Origin of the sequence: Psychromonas arctica, assembly GCF_038155225.1 — a bacterium.
Classification (GTDB): Bacteria; Pseudomonadota; Gammaproteobacteria; order Enterobacterales; family Psychromonadaceae; genus Psychromonas; species Psychromonas arctica_B.
This window is the reverse complement of sequence record NZ_JBAKBA010000007.1, coordinates 63084-84953: the sequence shown is the minus strand read 5'-3', so window position 1 is coordinate 84953 and position 21870 is coordinate 63084. Positions and strand designations below refer to the sequence as shown.

16 protein-coding genes are annotated in these 21870 nt (G+C 36.5%); 9 read left to right on the top strand and 7 right to left on the bottom strand.

The annotated features are described in order from the left end of the window. The first annotated feature begins 123 nt into the window (after positions 1–123). The 3 genes from tpiA to V6255_RS04725 all read left to right on the top strand — a co-directional run bounded on the left by tpiA (position 124) and on the right by V6255_RS04725 (position 2541). Positions 124–876, top strand: a complete 753-nt coding sequence (gene tpiA, locus V6255_RS04735; protein WP_160061360.1) for a triose-phosphate isomerase — start codon at positions 124–126, stop codon at positions 874–876. 237 nt (positions 877–1113) lie between these two features. Further along, on the top strand, positions 1114–1770 hold the full coding sequence (locus V6255_RS04730; RefSeq protein WP_341627098.1) for a Bax inhibitor-1/YccA family protein: 657 nt from the start codon (positions 1114–1116) through the stop codon (positions 1768–1770). A 168-nt stretch (positions 1771–1938) separates the two neighbouring features. After that, a complete protein-coding gene (locus tag V6255_RS04725) occupies positions 1939–2541 on the top strand; it encodes an arylesterase (RefSeq protein WP_341627097.1) in 603 nt (200 codons plus the stop codon). A gap of 31 nt (positions 2542–2572) precedes the next feature. Here V6255_RS04725 and lolE read toward each other — a convergent pair whose 3' ends face one another. Genes lolE through V6255_RS04710 form a run of 3 tightly spaced genes read right to left on the bottom strand, consistent with a single transcriptional unit; the run spans position 2573 to position 5716 of the window. Then, the gene (gene lolE, locus V6255_RS04720; RefSeq protein ID WP_341627096.1) at positions 2573–3814 is read right to left on the bottom strand and encodes a lipoprotein-releasing ABC transporter permease subunit LolE; all 1242 of its coding nucleotides are present in this window, start codon (positions 3812–3814) and stop codon (positions 2573–2575) included. After that, a complete protein-coding gene (gene lolD / locus V6255_RS04715; protein ID WP_341627095.1) occupies positions 3814–4497 on the bottom strand; it encodes a lipoprotein-releasing ABC transporter ATP-binding protein LolD in 684 nt (227 codons plus the stop codon). Before lolD ends, lolE begins: the two co-directional genes overlap by 1 nt. Next, the gene (locus tag V6255_RS04710) at positions 4490–5716 is read right to left on the bottom strand and encodes a lipoprotein-releasing ABC transporter permease subunit (RefSeq protein ID WP_341627094.1); all 1227 of its coding nucleotides are present in this window, start codon (positions 5714–5716) and stop codon (positions 4490–4492) included. Before V6255_RS04710 ends, lolD begins: the two co-directional genes overlap by 8 nt. 377 nt (positions 5717–6093) lie before the next feature. Here V6255_RS04710 and V6255_RS04705 point away from each other — a divergent pair, with 377 nt between their 5' ends. The 3 genes from V6255_RS04705 (at position 6094) to V6255_RS04695 (ending at position 11122) form a co-directional block, all read left to right on the top strand. After that, on the top strand, positions 6094–6651 hold the full coding sequence (locus tag V6255_RS04705) for a PilZ domain-containing protein (RefSeq protein ID WP_341627093.1): 558 nt from the start codon (positions 6094–6096) through the stop codon (positions 6649–6651). A gap of 93 nt (positions 6652–6744) precedes the next feature. Further along, positions 6745–10224 (top strand): transcription-repair coupling factor, encoded by a 3480-nt coding sequence (mfd, locus tag V6255_RS04700; RefSeq protein ID WP_341627092.1) that lies wholly within the window; start codon positions 6745–6747, stop codon positions 10222–10224. A 19-nt stretch (positions 10225–10243) separates the two neighbouring features. Further along, entirely contained in the window at positions 10244–11122 is an 879-nt protein-coding gene (locus tag V6255_RS04695) for a CsiV family protein (protein WP_341627091.1), read from the top strand. Between the two features lie 105 nt (positions 11123–11227). Here V6255_RS04695 and V6255_RS04690 read toward each other — a convergent pair whose 3' ends face one another. The 3 genes from V6255_RS04690 to rluC form a co-directional block, all read right to left on the bottom strand. After that, a complete protein-coding gene (locus V6255_RS04690; protein WP_341627090.1) occupies positions 11228–12205 on the bottom strand; it encodes a glycosyl transferase family protein in 978 nt (325 codons plus the stop codon). A gap of 116 nt (positions 12206–12321) precedes the next feature. After that, positions 12322–12966, bottom strand: coding sequence for an HAD-IIIA family hydrolase (locus V6255_RS04685; RefSeq protein ID WP_341627089.1), 645 nt, complete (start codon positions 12964–12966; stop codon positions 12322–12324). A gap of 1 nt (position 12967) precedes the next feature. Beyond that, entirely contained in the window at positions 12968–13906 is a 939-nt protein-coding gene (rluC, locus tag V6255_RS04680) for a 23S rRNA pseudouridine(955/2504/2580) synthase RluC (protein WP_341627088.1), read from the bottom strand. Between the two features lie 326 nt (positions 13907–14232). Here rluC and rne point away from each other — a divergent pair, with 326 nt between their 5' ends. Then, a complete protein-coding gene (rne, locus tag V6255_RS04675) occupies positions 14233–17274 on the top strand; it encodes a ribonuclease E (RefSeq protein WP_341627087.1) in 3042 nt (1013 codons plus the stop codon). A 180-nt stretch (positions 17275–17454) separates the two neighbouring features. Next, entirely contained in the window at positions 17455–18405 is a 951-nt protein-coding gene (gene trxB / locus V6255_RS04670; protein ID WP_025563576.1) for a thioredoxin-disulfide reductase, read from the top strand. A 91-nt stretch (positions 18406–18496) separates the two neighbouring features. Here trxB and folD read toward each other — a convergent pair whose 3' ends face one another. Next, positions 18497–19351, bottom strand: coding sequence for a bifunctional methylenetetrahydrofolate dehydrogenase/methenyltetrahydrofolate cyclohydrolase FolD (gene folD, locus V6255_RS04665; RefSeq protein WP_341627086.1), 855 nt, complete (start codon positions 19349–19351; stop codon positions 18497–18499). 298 nt (positions 19352–19649) lie between these two features. Between folD and V6255_RS04660 the strand changes: the two genes are divergently transcribed. After that, a complete protein-coding gene (locus V6255_RS04660) occupies positions 19650–21845 on the top strand; it encodes an FUSC family membrane protein (protein WP_341627085.1) in 2196 nt (731 codons plus the stop codon). Positions 21846–21870: the final 25 nt, after the last annotated feature.

Here is a 21870-nt window from a genome sequence, read left to right as displayed (position 1 = left end):
GCTTGTATTTAGAGTAGATAACAGATAATTTACTCGGATAGATCAAGTAATGGTAAGTGAAGTAATTTATAATTACCAAAACATCAGAAAAGCATTCAATTTAATAAAACAATGGAGTCAAACATGAGAACACCTCTTGTAATGGGTAACTGGAAACTAAACGGTACAAAAGAATCAGTTTCTACGCTAATTAAAGGCATTGAAAGTGCTGCAGACGCTGCGACTAACGTTGAAGTAGCTGTATGTCCGCCAGCTATTTTCATTGAGCAAGTTGCGAACCTAACTACAAACAGCAGCATTGAATTTGGTGCGCAAGATGTAAGCACGAATGTTGCTGGCGCATTTACAGGTGAAACTTCGCCAGTAATGGTTAAAGAGTTTGGCGCTAAATACAGCTTAGTAGGTCACTCTGAGCGTCGTCAATACCATAACGAAACTGATACTGTTGTTGCAGCTAAATTCGTAGCAATTCAAGAAAATGGTTTAGTACCTGTTTTATGTATTGGTGAAACACTAGAAGAACGTGAAACTGATAAAACATTTGCTGTTGTAGAAACTCAACTTAAAGCAGTTGTTGACCTAGCAGGTATTGACGCTCTTGAAAATTCAGTGATTGCTTATGAACCAGTTTGGGCAATCGGTACTGGTAAAGTTGCAACATCTGAGCAAGCACAAGAAGTTCATGCTCATATCCGTAATTGGCTAAAAGCACAAAGTGAAGTAGTTGCAGAAAAAGTGCAAATTCTTTACGGCGGTAGCGTTAAAGCTAACAGTGCAAAAGAACTATTTGCTCAAGCAGACATTGATGGTGGTTTAGTGGGCGGTGCAGCACTTATCATTGAAGAATTCGTAGGTATTATTGAAGGCGCTAAATAAGCTCTTTTATAAAATATCTATAATAAAAGGCACTTTATGTGCCTTTTTTTGTTTTTAGTCTCCCAATAATCCTCTTATTATAAGCATTAACTTGATCCTAACTCTTTCTAAAACAAGCAATATCACAATCATCCGATAAAAATCACAACTATCTTATTATCTAAAACAAAAACACTGCACAAGCTAAAATCTGATGTTATGATGTTGTTAATTATAATTCATCAACTGGAGTACATTATGAATTCTTCAATTAACACTAACACCCAAGGTGTTGGCGTTTCAATTAACAAAGTATTAAAAAATACGTATATGTTATTAGGCATGACACTTGCGTTTAGTGCTGTTACTGCAACTATTGCGACGATGGTTGGTATTGGACCAATAGCATCATTAGTTTTAATGCTAGTTGGATTTGGCCTTTTGTTTGTTGTTTCAAAAACGGCAGACTCTAGTAAAGGGTTATTCTGGGTATTCATGTTTACAGGTGTGATGGGAGCATCTCTTGGAAATATGTTAAACCACTACTTAACCATGGCAAACGGTCCTGCGTTAATCATGCAAGCATTAGGTACAACTGCGATTATCTTCTTTGCTTTATCTGCATATGTATTAACTACACGTAAAGACTTCTCATTCATGAGCGGCTTTTTAATGGCTGGTATGATTGCTGTGATTGTAGCAATCATCGCAAACATCTTCTTACAAATTCCAATGCTACAGTTAGTCATCAGCAGCGTTGTTGTTATGATCATGTCTGGTCTAATTTTAGTTGATACAAGCCGTATTATTAACGGTGGCGAAACAAACTACATTCGTGCAACTGTTTCTTTATACCTAAATATCTTCAATATCTTTGTACACTTACTTAGTATTCTTGGTATTTTAGATGATTAATCATTAGCTTTAAGTATTATGAAAAGCTTATTAATAGATAGCGTACTGTAAAGTACGCTTTTTTTTGCCCATAATTTATAATACCTTTATCAATACTTCATTAACGCTAATGAGCCTACCTGATGTATACAAAGGGTTAATTAAATGATTATTACGAGGTACTCATTAATGAAAAAATTGCTTTCTATCGTTCTTACTCTTCTATTGATGGCTTGTGGTAACTCAGAGCAGCTTACTCCTCTTAATAACCAACAACCTATATTAGCCTTTGGAGATAGCTTAACTTATGGATACGGTGCAGCTACAGCACAAAGTTATCCAGAACAACTTAGTCAACTCTTAAACATGGAAGTAATCAATGCCGGGATCAGTGGCGAGAAAAGTAAACAAGGACTGCAACGTTTAGGTGCTTTATTAGATGAACATCAACCACAACTATTGCTTCTATGTCATGGTGGTAATGATGTGCTTAAAAAGCAAAACTTAGACAATATGAAAGAAAATCTAGCTCAGATGATTGAAATAGCGCAAAGCAGAGACATACAAGTCGTACTTATTTCAGTACCGGGCGCGTCTTTATTCTTGCCTGATATTAAACAATATCAAGAACTTGCAGAGCAATATAATATCCCATTAGAAAATGACATTATAAAAGGTGTTTTAAAGGAATCTTCATTACGCAGTGATACAATACATCCTAATGCCCAAGGTTACCGCTTAATTGCAGAAGCTGTTTATGCCTTATTAGGAGATAATGGTGCGTTAAAGTAACGCACCATTTAAATTATTTTATAGTCAAAGATTAATGGCTGTAACCTAACTCTTTGGCTGGCTCAATATTACTAGCCGTCCAAGCAGGATAGATGGTTGCAACAACACTCATCACAAAGGCGACACCAGCAATAATAAACACCTGTTTATAATCTAATTGTGACGGTAAGTAATCAATGAAATAGATATCACCAGAAAGCAATTTTCGTCCTAACAACTCTTCAAAAGTACTAAATATACTGCTTAAGTTGATGGCTAAATATACGCCAAGTAAAGCGCCGAAAATACATCCCACTAAACCATTAAAGGCACCTTGAACAATAAAGATAGCGCGTAAAGACCATTTATCAGCCCCCATAGTTTTTAAGATGGCAATATCTCCACGTTTTTCATTAACCGCCATCACTAATGTAGATACAATATTAAAACAAGCAACGGCGACTACTAAGAGCAAAATCACGTACATCAATGATTTAACCATTTGAATATCTTGATAAAGGTAACCTTGACTGGTGATCCAGCTCTTTATATACATATAAACAGGAATGCTATAAGCCACTTCTCTCGACAATACCTGTGCCTGTAAGACATCATCGACTTTAAATGCGATACCAGTAGCATGATTAAGATTAAGCATTTCTTTAGCTTTATTAATATGGATAAAACCTAATGTACTGTCGACTTGTCCACCCATTTTAAAAGTACCAGTCAATGTAAACATAAATTTACGTGGCGCTCTTAATTTATCGCTACTGATTTGTGGCAATAATAAAGTGACATGCTCACCAACACTTAAGCCAAGCTGTTTAGCAACAGGTTCACCTAAAATAATGCTACTGTCCGTTGTTGACAATAATTCCCAACCACCCTGTTTGATATACTTTTCAATCGCTGTTACTTGGGTTTCTGTTTCAGGAGTGATCGCCCTCATTTGTAAGGCTTTCATTTTAATATTGTTTTGTAATAATGCATTCATCACAATATAAGGGCTTGCACCTGTCACACCAGGATGCGCTCTTACTTGAGCAAGAATATTGGTTTCATCCTCAAAATCACCTTTCACCACTTCTAATTCAGCATGGGGAATAACAGATAACAATTTATCCCTTAATGCATTTTCAAAACCGTTCATGGTCGAAAGGCCAACAATTAAAACAGCAACACCTAACACAATACCGAAAATAGAGGCCATTGAAATAAAGGAAACAAATTTATTCTTATGCTTGGCTTTACTATAACGTAAGCCAACAAATAACGATAAAGGCCTAAACATTATTGCGTATCCTTTAAAATGCCATTACTCATATATAACTGTCTATCTAATTTGCTCGCTAATTGTTGATCATGTGTAACAACAATAAACGCAGTACCAAATTCAGTATTTAACTCTCTTAATAATTGATAAACAGACTCAGCACTTTTAGCATCTAAATTACCAGTGGGTTCATCTGCAAGTACCAATGATGGTTTATTGATTAATGCACGAGCAATAGCAACACGCTGTCTTTCCCCTCCTGACAACTCAGAAGGTCTATGTTCAATCCGTTCACTAAGCCCTACTCTTTTTAATAATTCAATTGCCTTTTTTTGTGCGGATTTTATTGGTTCTCCCGCAATCAATAACGGCATAGCTACATTTTCTAATGCACTAAATTCTGATAATAAGTGATGAAATTGGTATACAAAACCGAGCTCTTGGTTACGCCATTTAGACTGCAACTTTGAAGACAACTGATGTATATTTTTACCATTAAAAAGAATATTACCTGTTGTAGGTGCATCAAGCGCACCTAATAAGTGTAAAAGTGTACTTTTGCCTGAGCCAGATGTCCCCACTATCGCGAGTAGTTCGCCTTTAGCGACAGATAAGTTGACTCCCTGTAGTACCGGTGTTGCTAAACGCCCTTCTTGATAAACTTTACTTAAATCATCACATACTATTATTGAATTATTCATATCTTAATGCCTCTACTGGGCTCACTTTACCTGCACGATAAGCAGGATATAAAGTAGCTAATAAACTTAAAAACATAGCACCAAACATGATTGAAACTATTTGTATTGGTTCATGTACAACGGGTAATATGCGTGCGCCTCCTGAGGCATTTGCTAATAAATGTAAACCTAAAAATGTCATAACTTCATTAATATAAGTACTTAATAACAAACCTAAACCTGTTCCTATTAAGGCTCCAATAATACCGCTGAAAGCACCTTGAATAATAAAAATAAAATTAATGGTAGAAGCTTGAATGCCTAAGGTTTTTAAAATCGCGACTTCTGCACTTTTATCTGTCACCACCATAACCGACGAAGATAATATGTTAAAAGCTGCCACAGCGATGATTAAACATAACAACAACCAAATCATATTTTTTTCCATTTTTACCGCAGCAAAAAGTTCACCGTGAGTGCTACGCCAATCTATAATTATTTCGTTATCATTAAGTGCAGGAGGTTGCCAAGATTCCACGGCAAAAGGTTCGGTAAAATAAAAACGTAAATCTGTCACTTGATTAATATTGATACGGATTAATCGAGCAGCATCTTCAGCATGCATTAACACCAGATATTGGTCGACATCCGAACCAACGTTAAAGAAACCAGCAATAGTGAAGTTACGTTGGCTAGGAACTTGGCCAAGTGGGGTATAGCGAACACCTCTCGTTGAAGTCACTCTGACTTTATCACCTAAACGAACACCTAATTTATTTGCTAATTGATCACCAATAATGATGTTGTATTCACTGGCTTTTAAGTCATCAAGACTACCGATAATGATATTATCTTGTACTGTTTTACTTCCGTATTTTTCTGGATAAATACCTTCTATTTTTACACCTTGCAATCCTGTTTTACTTTGTAAAATTGCTTCAGCATTTATCATAGGCTCAATACTTACAACTGATGGGTCGGAAGGTATCAAGTCAATACGTTGTTGCCAGTTATCAATCATTTGAGATTGATTAGTGAGTTTAGCGTGGGGAATAGCACCAAGAATTCGCTGTTTTAATTCACCTTCAAAACCATTCATCACCGACAAAACAGTAATTAAGGCTAAAACACCTAAAATAATGCCGCCAGTAGAAAATAAAGAAACAAACGAGACAAATTGATTATTACGTTTAGATTTTGTATATCGCAAACCGATAAATACACTCAAAGGATAAAACATAGTTACCTTTTTATTTTAGTTGTCTTAATAATACCAAAAGAATTAATAAGGTGATCATTCTTACTGGTTAAAATCACCCCTAACTGCGTTGTGAGTTTTGAAGTGAGAACAACTATCCCCTACAACTCACGCCTTATTAGTGTTAATTTTTCCTGCGCAATCTCTGATCACTTATTTAATTCCATTGGTATAAAGCATGATTGTTATTAAAATAGCGTTATCCGCCAACAATCAACATTAATAGCGCTAAATCTAGACTTAACTTGTTGATTACATTTTAATGCAGGCCATTCTAATGTATCTTTATTCGCTAAGACAGACAAAACTCCTACAATAAGGTTTTTCTGTATCATTCAATAACAGCTTGGTTTGTAGATATGAACAATAATGAATATTTTTTAGTAAAGCATGTACTATCAATCAATTTAAAATCAATTGATCAAAACGATTTACCACTTAATCAACTCGCTTTTGAAGAAGAGATCCCAGGACCATTCAGAATGGCAAGCGATCTTGCAAAAGCCGATGCGAGCATTTTAGCGCCGTTAAAATTAAACAGCGATAATACACAAGCACTATGGAATTATCTACAAGCACAGAATCAAAAAATCAATACACTGCTGAGTTATGTACTGACACAACAAGATGATGAGAAATCTCGTTATCAAACGATTAAATTTAGTGCTGGTAGCATTATCATAAAAAGTAGCAACACATTGAAAGTAGATGATAATGTTCGTCTTAAAATATTTTTACCTGAAGAGTCATCAGCTATCTACTGTTATGCTAGCGTGTCTGAAATTAATGATACAGAGTGCACTTGCACCTACAGCTTTATACGCGAACAAGATAGAGAGCTATTGATTAGAGCAAGTCTACATGTACAATCACAACAGCTAAAAAACAGAGCTAAACAACGTGAATTAAATACCTAAACTCATAACTATTATTAACTGTTCGCTCTGTATCGAATAGTTAAATAAACACATTCTATAATTAGCAAAAAAAAGTGAAAATAAGTCAATAATATGAACAGTTTACTTAATGTACCGTCTTTGAAATCTTCTAGTGACACGCAACAACTTGCTAATTTAGTTGGCAGTAGTCAAAGTTTTGTTATTAACCAATGCGCTGAAGATAACCCACAGAAGTCTCCTTTAGTCGTTGTGGTTAATGACACGCCTAGCGCCATTAAGTTGCACCAAGAGCTGCTTTATTTTGCTGAAGGTAAGTTTGAAGTAAAATTATTCCCTGATTGGGAAACTTTGCCTTATGATCATTTTTCACCCCACCAAGATATTATTTCAACCCGTATAGAAACCTTGTATCAATTACCATCCATGACAAATGGCATATTAATAGTCCCAGTCACCACTTTACTATTAAGATTAGCGCCTCCAAGTTATTTAAAACAACATACTTTAGTGGTTAAAACAGGGCAAAAATTAGAATTACAAATATTACGTGAACAGCTTCAAGAAGCAGGTTACTACTCAGTCGATCAAGTACGCGAGCACGGTGAGTTTTGTGCAAGAGGATCGTTGTTAGATATTTACCCAATGGCCAGTAATACGCCTTATCGTATTGACTTTTTTGATGATGAAGTTGATTCGATACGCCCTTTTGATACTGAAACACAACGTTCATTACCAACAATAAAAGAAATTAAAATGTTACCTGCGCATGAATTTGCAACGGATAAACAGGCTATTGTGAACTTTAAAACAGCCTATAGTGAAAAATTTCCTTCAAAATTATCTACTAGTGCGAATTCTATTTACCAGCAAATTTCTCAATCAAACTTACCAGCTGGTATTGAATACTACTTACCGTTATTTTTTAATGACACCGCCACTTTATTTGACTATTTCCCTAAACAAACTCGTCTGTGCATTGTCGGTGATATTAATAGTGCCATTGATAGTTTTTGGAAAACTATAGAACACCGTTTTGAAGAACGAGGCGTTGATTTATTACGCCCTTTATTGCAACCTATCGCCCTTTATTTACGACAAGAACAATGCTTTAAACGTTTAAATGAATTTCCTAAGTATCAATTACAACAAGATTCTTTTGCAGCGCCTAAAGCAGGTAAAACTAATTTACCGTTAACAACCCTGCCAGATATAAAAATTCATCATAAAGATAAAAACCCACTGGCCAACATTGCAGCTTTCATTGAAGACTTTCCTGGTAAAGTATTATTAAGTGTTGAGTCAGCTGGACGTAAAGAAGCGTTATTAACCTTATTAAGTCCACTTAAATTATCCATCAAATCAGTCGATAGCATTAGTGAATGCCATCAAAGTAAAAACAAAGTGTCTATTACCGTTAGCCGTGTTGAGAACAGCTTTTTAATCATCGACAGTCAATTTGCTTTTATTACTGAAACGGAATTACTTGGCAGCAAAATTACGCAACGTCGGCGTCAAAATAAAGAGAATCAAAGTGAAGAAAGCTCTGAACATATAGTACGTAACCTCGCAGAATTAAAAGTAGATCAACCTGTTGTTCATATAGACCATGGTGTTGCACGTTATTTAGGGTTACAAACGATTGAAGTATCAGGCAGCATTAATGAATTTGTAACACTTGAATACCTTCGGGGTGACAAATTATATGTTCCAGTAACCTCTTTACATCTTATTGGGCGTTATAGTGGCAGTGATGTTGAAACAGCACCTATTAGTAAACTAGGTAATGACACTTGGGCTAAAGCTAAAAAGCGTGCAGCTGAAAAAGTACGTGATGTCGCCGCTGAGTTACTTGAAATTTACGCACAACGAGCGGCAAAAAAAGGTTTTAAATACCAATTTAATCAAGCTAATTACGCCGCCTTTAGTGATGACTTCCCTTTTGAAGAAACGCATGATCAGGCACTTTCTATTAATTCTGTGATTTCCGATATGTGTTCATCACAACCAATGGATAGACTCGTTTGTGGTGATGTAGGCTTTGGTAAAACAGAAGTGGCAATGCGTGCTGCATTTATGGCGACGGATAATGCTCGACAAGTTGCTTTACTCGTCCCAACAACGCTTCTTGCACAGCAACATTTTGAGAATTTTCGTGACCGATTTGCTAACTGGCCAGTTAAAATAGAAGTTTTATCTCGTTTTAAAACAGCAAAAGAACAGAAGCTAATTTTACAAGAAGCCGCTGAAGGTAAAATCGATATATTAATAGGTACTCATAAACTATTAAGTGACGGCATTAAGTTTGCTGATTTAGGCTTATTAATTATCGATGAAGAGCATCGTTTTGGTGTTCGTCAAAAAGAGAAAATAAAACGTCTACGTGCTCAAATTGATATTCTAACGTTAACTGCGACACCTATTCCACGAACATTAAACATGTCTATGAATGGTATGCGAGACTTATCTATTATTGCTTCGCCACCTGCTAAACGTTTAGCAGTCAAAACATTCGTTGAGCAAAAAACAGATCAAACGATTAGCGATGCCATCACACGTGAAATTATGCGCGGTGGACAAGTTTACTTTTTACACAATAATGTTGAAACCATTGCAAAAGCGGCGGCCGACTTACAAGTTTTATTACCGCAAGCCCGTATTTCAGTTGCGCATGGTCAAATGAATGAACAACAGCTTGAACGCGTCATGTCTGACTTTTATCATCAGCGTCAAAACGTTTTAGTGTGTACCACTATTATTGAAACAGGTATCGATATTCCAACGGCTAATACCATCATTATTAACAGAGCAGATCACTTAGGCCTCGCTCAATTGCATCAATTACGTGGTCGAGTGGGTCGTTCACATCATCAAGCTTATGCTTACTTATTAACGCCAACACCGAAATTAATGACTAAAGATGCTAAAAAACGTTTACAAGCAATCGGCTCATTAGACACATTAGGTGCGGGGTTTACCTTAGCAACACACGATTTAGAAATTCGTGGTGCGGGTGAATTACTGGGTGACGAACAATCCGGTCAGATAACCAGTATCGGCTTTAACCTTTATATGGATATGCTAAATCAAGCAGTTGATGCTTTACGTAATGGCCAAGAGCCAAGTTTAGAACATCTGTTAGCCACACAAGCAGAGGTTGAGTTACGCATACCGGCACTGATACCAGATGATTACATTCCAGATGTTAATATGCGCCTTTCTTTATACAAACGTATTGCGAATAGCAAAAATAATAATGAACTAAATGAGATTCAAGTTGAACTAATTGATAGATTTGGCTTGTTGCCTGACTCAACAAAAAACTTAGTTGCAGTAACCGCCATTAAACAACGTTGTTCAAAATTGGGCATTGCACGCATTGAAGCACATGCTTTAGGTGGTGCAGTTACCTTTACTGAACATTCAAAAGTAGATCCGATGTTTCTTGTTTCGTTACTGCAAACTCAATCAAATACCTTTAAACTAGACGGTCCAAGTAAACTAAAATTCACCATGGCACTAGAAAATAGCGCAGAGCGCCTAAATTGGTTGAAACAATTACTTGATAGCTTTAAATTACACCTAATTAAATAAATCCAAGAAAGGATAAGCTTTGAATTTACGTTATATTTTACCATTACTGATCGCAACAACATGCTCATTCAACGTACAAGCAGGAGATCGTTGGTTTGACGTTGAAATTATTGTCTTTAAACGCAATGTTGATGTAAAAAATACCAGTGAACAGCTAGATCAGAATAATGTTTATTTAAAACAACGTGATCGCCTAGAAGTCATTAAAGCGGAGCCTGCAACAAGTTGTTTAGCAGGCCAACCTTGTTTGCATAAGCAAAACCCAGTTCAAATAACTGATAATGAAATGGTAAAGGAAGGTAATAGACTTATATTATTGAAAGGGTTAAGACTTAAAGAGCAACTTAGAAGACTTAATAATCATCAATTATTTACGCCACTATTACATACGGCATGGCGTATGCCGATTCAAAATAAACAAGATGCATTGCCAATTCATTTGTTTGCAGGTAAAAACTATGCATTAGATATGCCTCAATCAGCTAGGCTTGGAAAAGCAACGGTAACAACATCAAATGATCTTGACACTGCCCCTGAAAAATTAGATGTATTAGCCTCTCTTCAAAAGAACGAGACACTTCAAGATCTATATGAAATAGATGGTAACTTTTTAATTTATGTACAACGTTACTTGCAAATAGATGCACAGCTCATTGTTAGAACACAAACAGAAAAACCAGTTTCATCTTCTGTATCTGTACTTGCAACGGAGACGCCAACAGTCGATACAGAAGCAACAGTACAAATAGTTGCTCAAGAATCTGTACCAAAAAGAACAGTAAGAACTGAAAAAGTAATAACAGAAACTTTATTTGATCAAACTAGACGTCTAAAAAGTGGAGAAATTCATTATTTAGACCATCCTTTATTCGGTATTATCATTCAGATACGTAGATAATTTACCAAATATTGAATCGTATTAAATGTTATCAGCCTAAGCATAATAAATAAAAAGGAAGCTAATTAGCTTCCTTTTTATTTAAACTCTCAGTATTGAAAATACTCAAATAGTTCGACTTTCCCATAACTGCTTCGCTTTTTGTAATGCTTCATCTTGCGAGCTATCGGGTTGCATTTGTTTTAATACCATTGCAACGGTAGTAATAACAGCGGCATCTCCGTAAGCATCTTCAATCTCTTTATTCCAAACTTTTAACAAATATTCAGCAGACACTTCTGTATGAGCACCTGAGAAATCTTCTAAATACGTTGGCCAATCTTGCTCAACATACTGAGCTTTTCCATTTACTTGCGTTACACCACAAGCCAAAGTAGAAACACGAGGATTAACTTCACTTTCCCCACCTTCCCCTTTGAAGGCAATAATACTGTGTTCATTATTTAATAATGCTGCTTGTGCATGAATCTTTTCATAACTTTTATGAAACACACCATGAATACTATAAGGCGCATTACTTGGATTGACACTTCTAGCAACTGTATTAAGTGGGGTACGTAGGCCAACTTGCTCACGTAGTGCCAATAATTCAATTAACTCAGGGCAATAAGCTGATAAAGGCACATACACCAATGAATCATTTTCTAATGCAATCTTAGCTTTTTCAGGTGTGTCGGCAATAGCAATGTTAAGTAAAGGACAGGCTGACTCAACTTGGTATTTTACTAAATCAACCGTCATGTGACCGTGTAAAAATATCTTCACGCCATTGGCAGCAAGCAATTTAGCGGCTAACAGTAACCAAGGTGGCTGTCTTTTTTTGCCCGCAAAACATGGCCAATCAAGATCAGGCGTTAATGTGTGCCAATCATTTGAAACTTTAGTACGCAGTGCTGCGATATAGCCGGCAGCTTCTTCGGGAGTTTCACAACGAACACGTTGTAACATCAACAATACAGCTAACTGTAATAAAGTAGCATCGCCATTTAAGTAATCAGTTAAGGCTTGTTTTGATTCATCCATGGTTAAAGGACGACGGCCTTTTTCACCACGCCCCGTTAATTTAATATATTCACTAAACATTATCATTCCTTTTAATCGATGAATATTTCACAAAGACTAAGTTAAAATATCAACTAACTATTAACTATTAACAGCCATTTACTAATAACCCGATAAAGCATAACTAAATACAGCGATTAAATGTAGTCATACAGTTGTGTCGCTAAGCAATCAACAACCGCAACAGGTTTAGACAACATTAAAATATCGCGACCATGCACACCGTAACTAACGCCTAGACTATTTACACCTGCATTAGCAGCCATATCTAAATCATAACTTGAATCACCCACCATTAAAGCTTCCGATGAGTTTATATTCAATTCTTTTAATAAGGTGTAAATCATCGATGGATCTGGTTTGGAGTTAGATTCATCGGCGCATATTGTCATAGAAAACAAATGTTCAGTATTTGTTTTCTTCATCATACGGTTTAATCCATTACGTCCTTTACCAGTAGCCACCGCAAGCGTATACCCTTGTGCTTTCAGATTAATTAATAACTCAGCAATACCATCATAAAAAGGCGTGTCGATGTCATGCATTCTATTATATTGATCTCGATACGCTTCAACTAATAACGCATGTTCAGTTAATGAACCGTTTGGAAAAAGCTGTTGCATTGCTTTTAATAAACTTAAACCAATAATATTTTTCACCGCTTGCGCATCAGGTATTGTTTGCTTTTGTTGTTTTGCAGCTTGTTGCATACACAAAACAATTTTATCAATGGAGTCCATTAAGGTTCCATCCCAATCAAAAATAATTAATTGATATTTCATATTAGCTTCGTTGTAATTTTCCTAACAATTCCTCTAAACGAGGACAAAGTGGTGCACTAACGGTCATTCTTTTCTCAAGCACAGGGTGAAAGAAAGTAATATGAGCTGCATGCAAAAATAGTCGATTCAACCCTAATGCTTTCATTTTACTATCAAAGGTTTTATCGCCGTAACGTTCATCACAAGCAATATTATGTCCTTTACAAGCAGCGTGAACACGAATTTGATGTGTTCGGCCAGTCACAGGGCTTGCTTCAACTAATGTAGCACCTTCATAACGTTGAACAATTTTGAAATGTGTTTCTGATGCTTTTCCTAACGGACTCACTTTAACCACGGAATCTTGAGGAATTTTTAATAGCGGTTCACGGACTAAGCGGTCTTTTATATTCCACTGCCCTTTTACTAAAGCAAAATATTGCTTTTTCATTGTTTTCTGGCGAAGCTGTTCATGTAATGCACGTAAAACACTGCGTTTTTTAGCAATTAATAAACATCCCGACGTTGCTTTATCAAGACGATGTACCAGTTCTAAGAATCGAGCGTCAGGACGTAATGCGCGCAACCCTTCTATGACGCCAAAATCGACTCCACTTCCTCCATGAACGGCAAGGCCAGAGGGTTTATTAAGAATGATTAAACCATCATCTTCATAAACAATTTCTGACTCTAAATTCTTAATACTATTAAGTTTAGGTGATGGTAACGCATTGTCAGGGTCAACTTTAACAGGTGGAATTCGAACACTATCGCCAACCTGTAATTTGTAATCTGGTTTAATACGTTTTTTATTTACTCGAACTTCTCCCTTACGCACTATTCTATAGATCATGCTTTTAGGCACGCCCTTAAGATGTAAGCGAAGAAAGTTATCGATGCGTTGTTGTGCATTTTCTTGAGCGATGTCAATAATGCGTACTGAGTGATTTATCTGTTCCATTCGTTAAGTTTATCACGCCTGATCGCATAATATATAAAAACTTTGTTGCTTGTAAGTAGATATAAATGCGACAATAACAAAGTTAATGCCTCGTGATTTTATGACTATAAAATCGCTTGTAGGCATAACTATTATGAAAGCAAATCAAATGATTAGAATGTAACGCTGCAAGGTTAAATTAATTTTAATTTAACCTATTTGTATCCGCTTTTAACGCACCTCAGAATACTTCCAGTCGAGAGATTGTATAACCAGACATGAGGTCAGCATGCAAAAAACAGTTAGTACATATAAAAATAACGAAAAAATTAAACAAGAGTTCACAAATGAAAAGAATGTTAATCAACGCAACTCAAGCAGAAGAGTTACGTGTAGCCCTAGTCGATGGGCAAAAGCTGTATGATCTTGATATCGAAAGTCCTGGTCACGAACAAAAGAAAGCAAATATTTATAAAGGTAAAATTACACGTGTTGAAGCAAGCTTAGAAGCTGCATTTGTAGATTACGGTGCTGAACGCCATGGTTTTTTACCGCTTAAAGAAATTGCTCGCAATTATTTTCCAGAAGGATACTCATTTAAAGGCCGCCCTAACATCAAAGATGTTATTAAAGAAGGCCAAGAAGTTATAATTCAAATTGAAAAAGAAGAACGTGGCAATAAAGGTGCAGCTTTAACCACTTTTATTAGTTTAGCTGGTAGCTATTTAGTTTTAATGCCAAACAATCCTCGTGCTGGCGGTATCTCTCGTCGCATCGAAGGTGATGAGCGTACTGAATTAAAAGCAGCATTGTCAGATCTTACATTACCAAATGGTATGGGTTTGATTGTACGAACAGCAGGTGTTGGTAAATCAGCTGAAGAATTAGAATGGGATTTAAACGTTTTAATTACTCATTGGCAAGCCATTGATCAAGCATCAAAAACAAAAGCCGCTCCATTTTTAATTCACCGAGAAAGTAACGTTATTGTACGTTCAATTCGTGATTATTTACGTCGTGATATTGGTGAAATTGTTATCGACAATGCAAAGACTTTTGAAACAGCTAAAAGTCATATCGAAATGATTCGTCCAGACTATGTAAATCGCCTTAAATTATACCAAGGTGAAATTCCATTATTCACACATTACCAAGTTGAAAGCCAAATTGAATCAGCCTTCCAACGTGAAGTACGTTTACCATCTGGTGGTTCAATCGTTATTGACCCGACTGAAGCATTAACCTCTATCGATATCAACTCAGCTCGTGCAACACGTGGTGGAGATATTGAAGAAACCGCATTCAACACAAACTTAGAAGCAGCAGAAGAAATTGCTCGTCAACTACGTTTACGTGATTTAGGTGGTTTAGTGGTTATCGATTTCATCGATATGACACCTGCACGCCATCAACGTGAAGTTGAAAACAGAATGCGTGAATCAGTACGTCAAGATAGAGCTCGTATCCAATTAGGTCGAATTTCTCGTTTTGGTTTGATGGAAATGTCTCGTCAACGTATACGCCCTTCTCTAGGTGAATCAGCTTCTCGTGTATGTCCTCGCTGTCATGGACAAGGTACTATTCGTGATAATGACTCATTATCTTTAGCGATTCTTCGTTTAATTGAAGAAGAAGGCTTAAAAGAAAATACAGTTCAAATCCAAGCACGAGTACCGGTTGCCGTTGCTGCTTATTTACTTAATGAAAAACGTAAAGCAGTGGCTAAAATTGAAAACCGTCATGGATGTGAAGTTTACATTGTTCCTGATGCAAACTTATTAACGCCTCATTTCGAAGTTAAACGCACACGTAAAGATGGTAAAGAAGACATCAATTATGATGCGTTAGAAAAACAACATACAGTATACATTCCTAACATTGCTCAAAAAGAGCATGAAGAACTAGAAGAGCCGTTACTAAGTGGTTTTAGCGCTCCGACTAAAGAAACACCAACGGTAAAAGTTGAAGCTAAAAAAACAATAGAAACAAAAGCAGCTGTTAATTCAGATTCTTTAGTGACTAAAGTTATTAATGCAATAGTTAAATTCTTCAGTGACGATTCAAAAGTTGAAGCTAAAGCAGAAGTTCAAGCAAAACCTGAACCAAAAACTGCACCGAACCGTAGTCCGCGTAACCCTCGTAATACGAAAGGTAACCCAAACCGTAACCGCAATGAAAAACCAGCGGATAGCTCAACTGAACGTCGCGGTAACCGTAAACCTTCAGATCGTAAGCCTTCGGATCGTAAGCCTACACAACAAACTAAAAAGTATGAGAATGAAGCAAAACCTGCTCAAGACAATACTGAGAAAACCAATACTCAAGAAGTTGTTGTAGCGCGTCGTAAACGTCGTAACATGCGTAAAAAAGTACGTGTTCAACAACCTGAGAACGTAGCAGAAAATGCAGTTGAAAATAACAAGTCAGAAGTAGCTGATACTAATGTAGATGTAACAACTCAGCCTAAAGCAAACGTTGAAACTAAAAAGCCAAAAGCTAAAGTGAGAAAATCACCAGAAGCAGCTAAAAAGGTTGAAGCAAATCAAGCGCCTACTACAGACAACTCAGCTGAAACAGAGTCTACAGATAACGTACCATCATCAAATGATGAAGGTTACACACCTGTTGAGATTCCGCAGCGTCGTTCTCGTTATTTACGTAATAATGGACAACGTAACAAGCGTGATCAACAAGCTCAAGCAGTGACAAGTCGTTACCCAGAAACGGATACGAACTCAGACTCTGATACAGCAAATGTAAAAGCAACCGTTCCAGTTGCTAAAACAGTTGATGAAATCGCTGACAATAAAACACCACAGCAAGAAGTTGAACAACTTCAACAAATCCCTGAGCAATCTCCTGTGACACCAGCACAAAAGATCTTGCCAGTAGAAAAAGCTAAAACAACAGCTAAAGTAGAAGAAATTGCTACTCCTGTTGCTACTGAAACAACGGCACCTATCGTTGAAGAAGTTAACGTTGAAGCGCCTGCGGTTACTGAAGCAGCTGTTGAAGAGACAAAGACTGAAGAGCCTAAAGTTGAAGTAGCAGTAATGGCTGAAGCCGCTGTTGAAGCACCTAAAGTTGATGAAGTTGAAGTTAAAGCAGAAGAAGTCAACGTGACGCCTGCAAAAACTGAAGCAACTGAAGCAACTGAAGCACCTAAAGCAACGACAGTGCCAGCAAGTAAAAGTGGAACAGTTAGTATCGCCAAAGGTCAATCTACATCTGCAACGGTGAAGACTATTTCAGAGCCATTAGATTTATCTAAAGAGATTACAATTGTTGCAGCAACAGAACGCCAAACAATTGTAAAAGCAACACAACAAGCTGGTAGTTCATTTGCAAGTAATAAAGCAAGTAGTGACACAGTAAAAACATCGCTATAACTTAGTAGGTAACATTTTAGTAGGTGATGCCTATTAATAAAAACGGATATTTCTATGAAGTATCCGTTTTTTTTTACTGAAGTTTATGTGCTAAAAGTTTAGTATTAGCATAATTTATTAATTATTAAGGTCAGCATTACACATTAGCTGATCTGTTTTTTCATTATTCAAGGTAACGATATGAGCGAAACTATACATAACAAATTATTGATTTTAGGATCAGGCCCTGCAGGTTATACAGCTGCCGTCTATGCAGCTCGTGCCAACCTTAAACCAGTATTAATTACAGGTATGCAACAAGGTGGACAATTAACGACCACAACTGAAGTTGAAAACTGGCCAGGTGGTGCGGCTGATATGACAGGTCCAGGTTTAATGGAAAGCATGAAAGAACATGCTTTACGTTTTGATACTGAGATCATTTTTGATCATATCAACGAAGTTGAATTAACTAAGCCTCCTTTTACACTTAAAGGTGATACTGGCACATATACTTGTGATGCATTAATCATTGCAACAGGGGCTTCTGCACGTTACTTAGGTCTAGATTCAGAAGAAGCATTTAAAGGACGCGGTGTTTCAGCATGTGCAACTTGTGATGGATTTTTCTACCGTAATCAAAAAGTAGCGGTTGTTGGTGGTGGTAATACCGCTGTTGAAGAAGCGCTATACCTTTCTAATATCGCTTCTGAAGTACATTTAGTACATCGTCGTACTACATTCCGTTCAGAGAAAATTTTATTAGACCGTTTAAACGAAAAAGTTAAAAACGGTAACATCGTGTTACATACGGACCGTACTTTAGATGAAGTATTAGGTGATGATATGGGCGTAACAGGCTTACGTTTAAAAGATACATTATCTGATAAAACTGAAGAATTAGAAGTAATGGGTGTATTCATTGCTATTGGTCATAAACCAAATACTGATATGTTTGTTGATCAATTAGAGATGAATCACGGTTACCTGAAAGTACAAACAGGTAGTGAAGGTAACGCAACTCAAACCACTATTCCAGGTGTATTTGCTGCGGGTGATGTTTCTGACCATATTTACCGTCAAGCAATCACTTCTGCTGGAACAGGTTGTATGGCGGCACTAGATGCTGAGAGATATTTAGATAATCTATAAATCCTAGATCATCGAGAGATATTTAGATACACAGCCAAATATAAAAAAGACTGCATTTGCAGTCTTTTTTATTTTAATGGCAATTCATTTTTTAAGAATGGTATTCGTTACAAGCGAATAATGTATTTTCAATTAACGTGGCAACTGTCATTGGACCAACCCCACCAGGTACAGGCGAAATCCAAGCCGCTTTTTCTTTTGCTGTTTCAAAATCTACATCACCGGTGATTTTCCCGTTCTCTAAACGATTAATACCCACATCTAAGACAACAGCGCCCTCTCTGATCCAGTCTCCTGGTATAAAGTTAGCTTTACCACGTGCAACGACTAATATCTCAGCTTGTCGTACATGGTATTCAAGGTCTTTAGTAAAGCGATGACACGTCGTTGTTGTACAACCCGCGAGTAAAAGCTCTAATGTCATTGGGCGACCCACAATGTTTGATGCACCAACAACAACAGCATGTTTACCATGTAAATCAATATTAATTGACTCAAGCATAGTGATCATTCCGCGTGGTGTACATGATCTTAATAATGGAATACGTTGTGCTAAACGGCCAACATTGTAAGGATGAAAGCCATCGACATCTTTACTTGGCTTGATACGTTCAATCACTGATGTTTCATCCAAACCTTCAGGTAATGGAAATTGCACCAAAATACCATCAATCGTTGAATCTTCATTCAGTTCATCGATAAGTGTTAATAAGTCTTGTTGAGATGTCGTTGCTGGTAAGTCGAATGCTTTAGAAGTGAATCCTACTTTTTCACAGGTACGGCGTTTACTTTGTACATAAATTTGCGAAGCAGGATCTCCGCCCACTAACACTACAGCCAGACCAGGTACACGTAACCCCTTGTCTTTACGGGCTTGAACCCCAATAGCTACTTTATCAGTAACCTTAGCAGCAATCGCTTTTCCATCAATGATTTGTGCAGACATCAAACATTACTCTTTTTAGTTAAAAAATTCGACGCTATTGTCGCAAAACTCACTTAAAATGTCACATCAAAGATACAAAAATTAGTAACTTAAGCTTAAGAATTAAGGTTAAAATCAACTCTTTGATTCACAACCTTTTTTTATGCTGTGATTCACCATTATAAAGTCATCGTTAATGATGATAAGTTAGCTATACAAGCTCGATATAGGTTATTAACACTTAACCCAAGTATTTTATCAATAGCAATGATCCTGTGCCGACACTGATTGCTATTAACCACGCTAATGAGAATAGTACATGCAATACTCTTTTGCTTTAATGCTTAGACGATTAATTTCTGACTCTAACGCACATTCTGGATTTCGTGTTGTCATTGCAATGACATGCACCTTTATACCTGCATTATTTGACTTTCATCTAGGCTTATTTGAACAATCTAATTTAGCGGTTTCACTGTCACTTTGTTTGGGTGTAATGGCCAGTGCTATTGTTGAAGTTGATGAAAACACTAAAGAGAGAAAGAAATTTATTGCGACGGTTATCGCTTGCTTCTTTATTGCAGCCTCAAGTGTCGAATTATTATTACCTTACCCTACCTTTTTTGCCCTCGGTTTAGGCACCTCTACCTTTGCTTTTATGATGTTAGCGAGCCTTGGGACGCATTATACTAAGATTGGTTTTGGTGCGATTTTAATCGCTATCTATACCATGATAGGTCACAAAGCTAACGTAGTTTGGTTTGAACAACCTCTTTTATTAGCCATCGGCGCACTCTGGTATGGTTTATTTGCGATTTATTGGTCGCATTTAAGTCCTAACAGAACCTTGCGTGAACAACTCTCACAGCTATTTTATGCAATAAGTCGATATCAACTACAAAAGTCAGACTTATTTGATGCGCAAAAAGGCAATTCTAAACAAGCTATTATTGATACGAGACAGAAACTAGCCGTTTTAAACATCAGTATTATGGCGCGTTTAGAATCATCTAAAAGTATGATAAAAGGTCAATACAAAGCGAATAGACGACAACAAGAATTAAGTTTACTGAACCAATATTATTTAGTTGCAGAACAAATTCATGAACGTATTAGTGCGAGCCAATATTTATATAGTCAATTAGAAAACACTTTTGGGCGAAGTCAGATATTAGAAGGCTTTCACCAATTACTATTACAATTGAGCATGGATTGCCACCAAGTAGGTGCAAACATCAGTGAAAAAAAAATATATCAACATTCACGCCGTTTAAAATGGACTATACAAGCACTGTCTGATCAACTTTTTTTATTAAAACAAAAACTGCAATTATTCAATAATAATCAAGAAGCAATGCAAGCTTTACAAGCAATCTACGATAACCTTAATGGTATAGACTGCCTACTAAATTCATTATCTAACATAAACAAAGAAAATGCCGTTATTGTTGTTGATAGTGAAAACAAACAATCCCCAGACTTTTGGAAAACAATCCGAAAAGCCTATAAACAAAAAACACCGGTATTTAAACATGCCGTGCGTATTAGTCTCTCATTAGTGATTGCTTACCTTATCCAAGTACAGTTTCAACTTAACAATGGTTTTTGGATCTTATCAACCGTGTTATTTGTTTGTCAGCCTAGTTTCAGTGAAACACGTAAACGTCTTACGTTGAGAAGTTTTGGTACACTATTAGGCATACTACTTAGCTTTCCTGTTTTTATCATGATTGAAAATGAGATATTACAATCAATATTAATGGTCGTTTCAGCATTCTTGTTCATTAACTACGTACGAACAAATTACGGTTTAGCCGTTATATTTATTACTTTATTTGTAATGATATTAACTAATCTACTGGCCCCTTCCGGTATTGATGTTTTATACGCACGCATTTATGAAACGTTAATTGGTTGTGTATTAAGCTTTTTAGCGATTAGCTTTATTTACCCTGATTGGCAATTTAAACGCTTCCCTGCTTTAGTAAATAATCATTTGCTCAATAGTAGTCGTTACTTTAAACAAATAGCACAGCAATATCAGTTTGGGCGAAGTGAAAGCATTATATTCCGCCAAACTCGGTTTGCGTCCTTTAAATCAGATGCCGCATTAACGTCAGCTTGGCAGAGCATGCTCTTTGAGCCCAATTCAAAACAACACCTTAAACAAGAAGTCTATGGCTTAGTTAATCGCTGTGATGCATTAAATTGCTATATTGCAGCCCTCTCTTCACATCGTCATAAGATTGAATCAGAACAGGATTTAGCACTATTAAAGCAACTTTTTATCGCCACTTCGGAGCAAATTTTATATACCTACCGTCCTGAATTAAAAGAGACTGCGATTGAAAAAATTGAAATTGAGTCATTTCAATTATATAAAGAGACAATGTCAGATGAATCTAAATTAATTGTTGAACAATTACGATTGATTGCTTTTACTGCATTAGATATACAAGCACTTTTACAAAAAATTGAACGTAGGGCACATCGCGAATCCCCTTCGCTCACCTAAATAACTTGTACAAGTGTAAACAATG

Excerpts from the sequence above, each read along its gene's own strand:
- tpiA (WP_160061360.1), top strand. The coding sequence starts at position 124 with ATGAGAACACCTCTTGTAATGGGTAACTGGAAACTAAACGGTACAAAA.
- V6255_RS04730 (WP_341627098.1), top strand. The coding sequence starts at position 1,114 with ATGAATTCTTCAATTAACACTAACACCCAAGGTGTTGGCGTTTCAATT.
- V6255_RS04725 (WP_341627097.1), top strand. The coding sequence starts at position 1,939 with ATGAAAAAATTGCTTTCTATCGTTCTTACTCTTCTATTGATGGCTTGT.
- lolE (WP_341627096.1), bottom strand. The coding sequence starts at position 3,814 with ATGTTTAGGCCTTTATCGTTATTTGTTGGCTTACGTTATAGTAAAGCC.
- lolD (WP_341627095.1), bottom strand. The coding sequence starts at position 4,497 with ATGAATAATTCAATAATAGTATGTGATGATTTAAGTAAAGTTTATCAA.
- V6255_RS04710 (WP_341627094.1), bottom strand. The coding sequence starts at position 5,716 with ATGTTTTATCCTTTGAGTGTATTTATCGGTTTGCGATATACAAAATCT.
- V6255_RS04705 (WP_341627093.1), top strand. The coding sequence starts at position 6,094 with ATGAACAATAATGAATATTTTTTAGTAAAGCATGTACTATCAATCAAT.
- mfd (WP_341627092.1), top strand. The coding sequence starts at position 6,745 with ATGAACAGTTTACTTAATGTACCGTCTTTGAAATCTTCTAGTGACACG.
- V6255_RS04690 (WP_341627090.1), bottom strand. The coding sequence starts at position 12,205 with ATGTTTAGTGAATATATTAAATTAACGGGGCGTGGTGAAAAAGGCCGT.
- V6255_RS04685 (WP_341627089.1), bottom strand. The coding sequence starts at position 12,966 with ATGAAATATCAATTAATTATTTTTGATTGGGATGGAACCTTAATGGAC.
- rluC (WP_341627088.1), bottom strand. The coding sequence starts at position 13,906 with ATGGAACAGATAAATCACTCAGTACGCATTATTGACATCGCTCAAGAA.
- rne (WP_341627087.1), top strand. The coding sequence starts at position 14,233 with ATGAAAAGAATGTTAATCAACGCAACTCAAGCAGAAGAGTTACGTGTA.
- trxB (WP_025563576.1), top strand. The coding sequence starts at position 17,455 with ATGAGCGAAACTATACATAACAAATTATTGATTTTAGGATCAGGCCCT.
- folD (WP_341627086.1), bottom strand. The coding sequence starts at position 19,351 with ATGTCTGCACAAATCATTGATGGAAAAGCGATTGCTGCTAAGGTTACT.
- V6255_RS04660 (WP_341627085.1), top strand. The coding sequence starts at position 19,650 with ATGCAATACTCTTTTGCTTTAATGCTTAGACGATTAATTTCTGACTCT.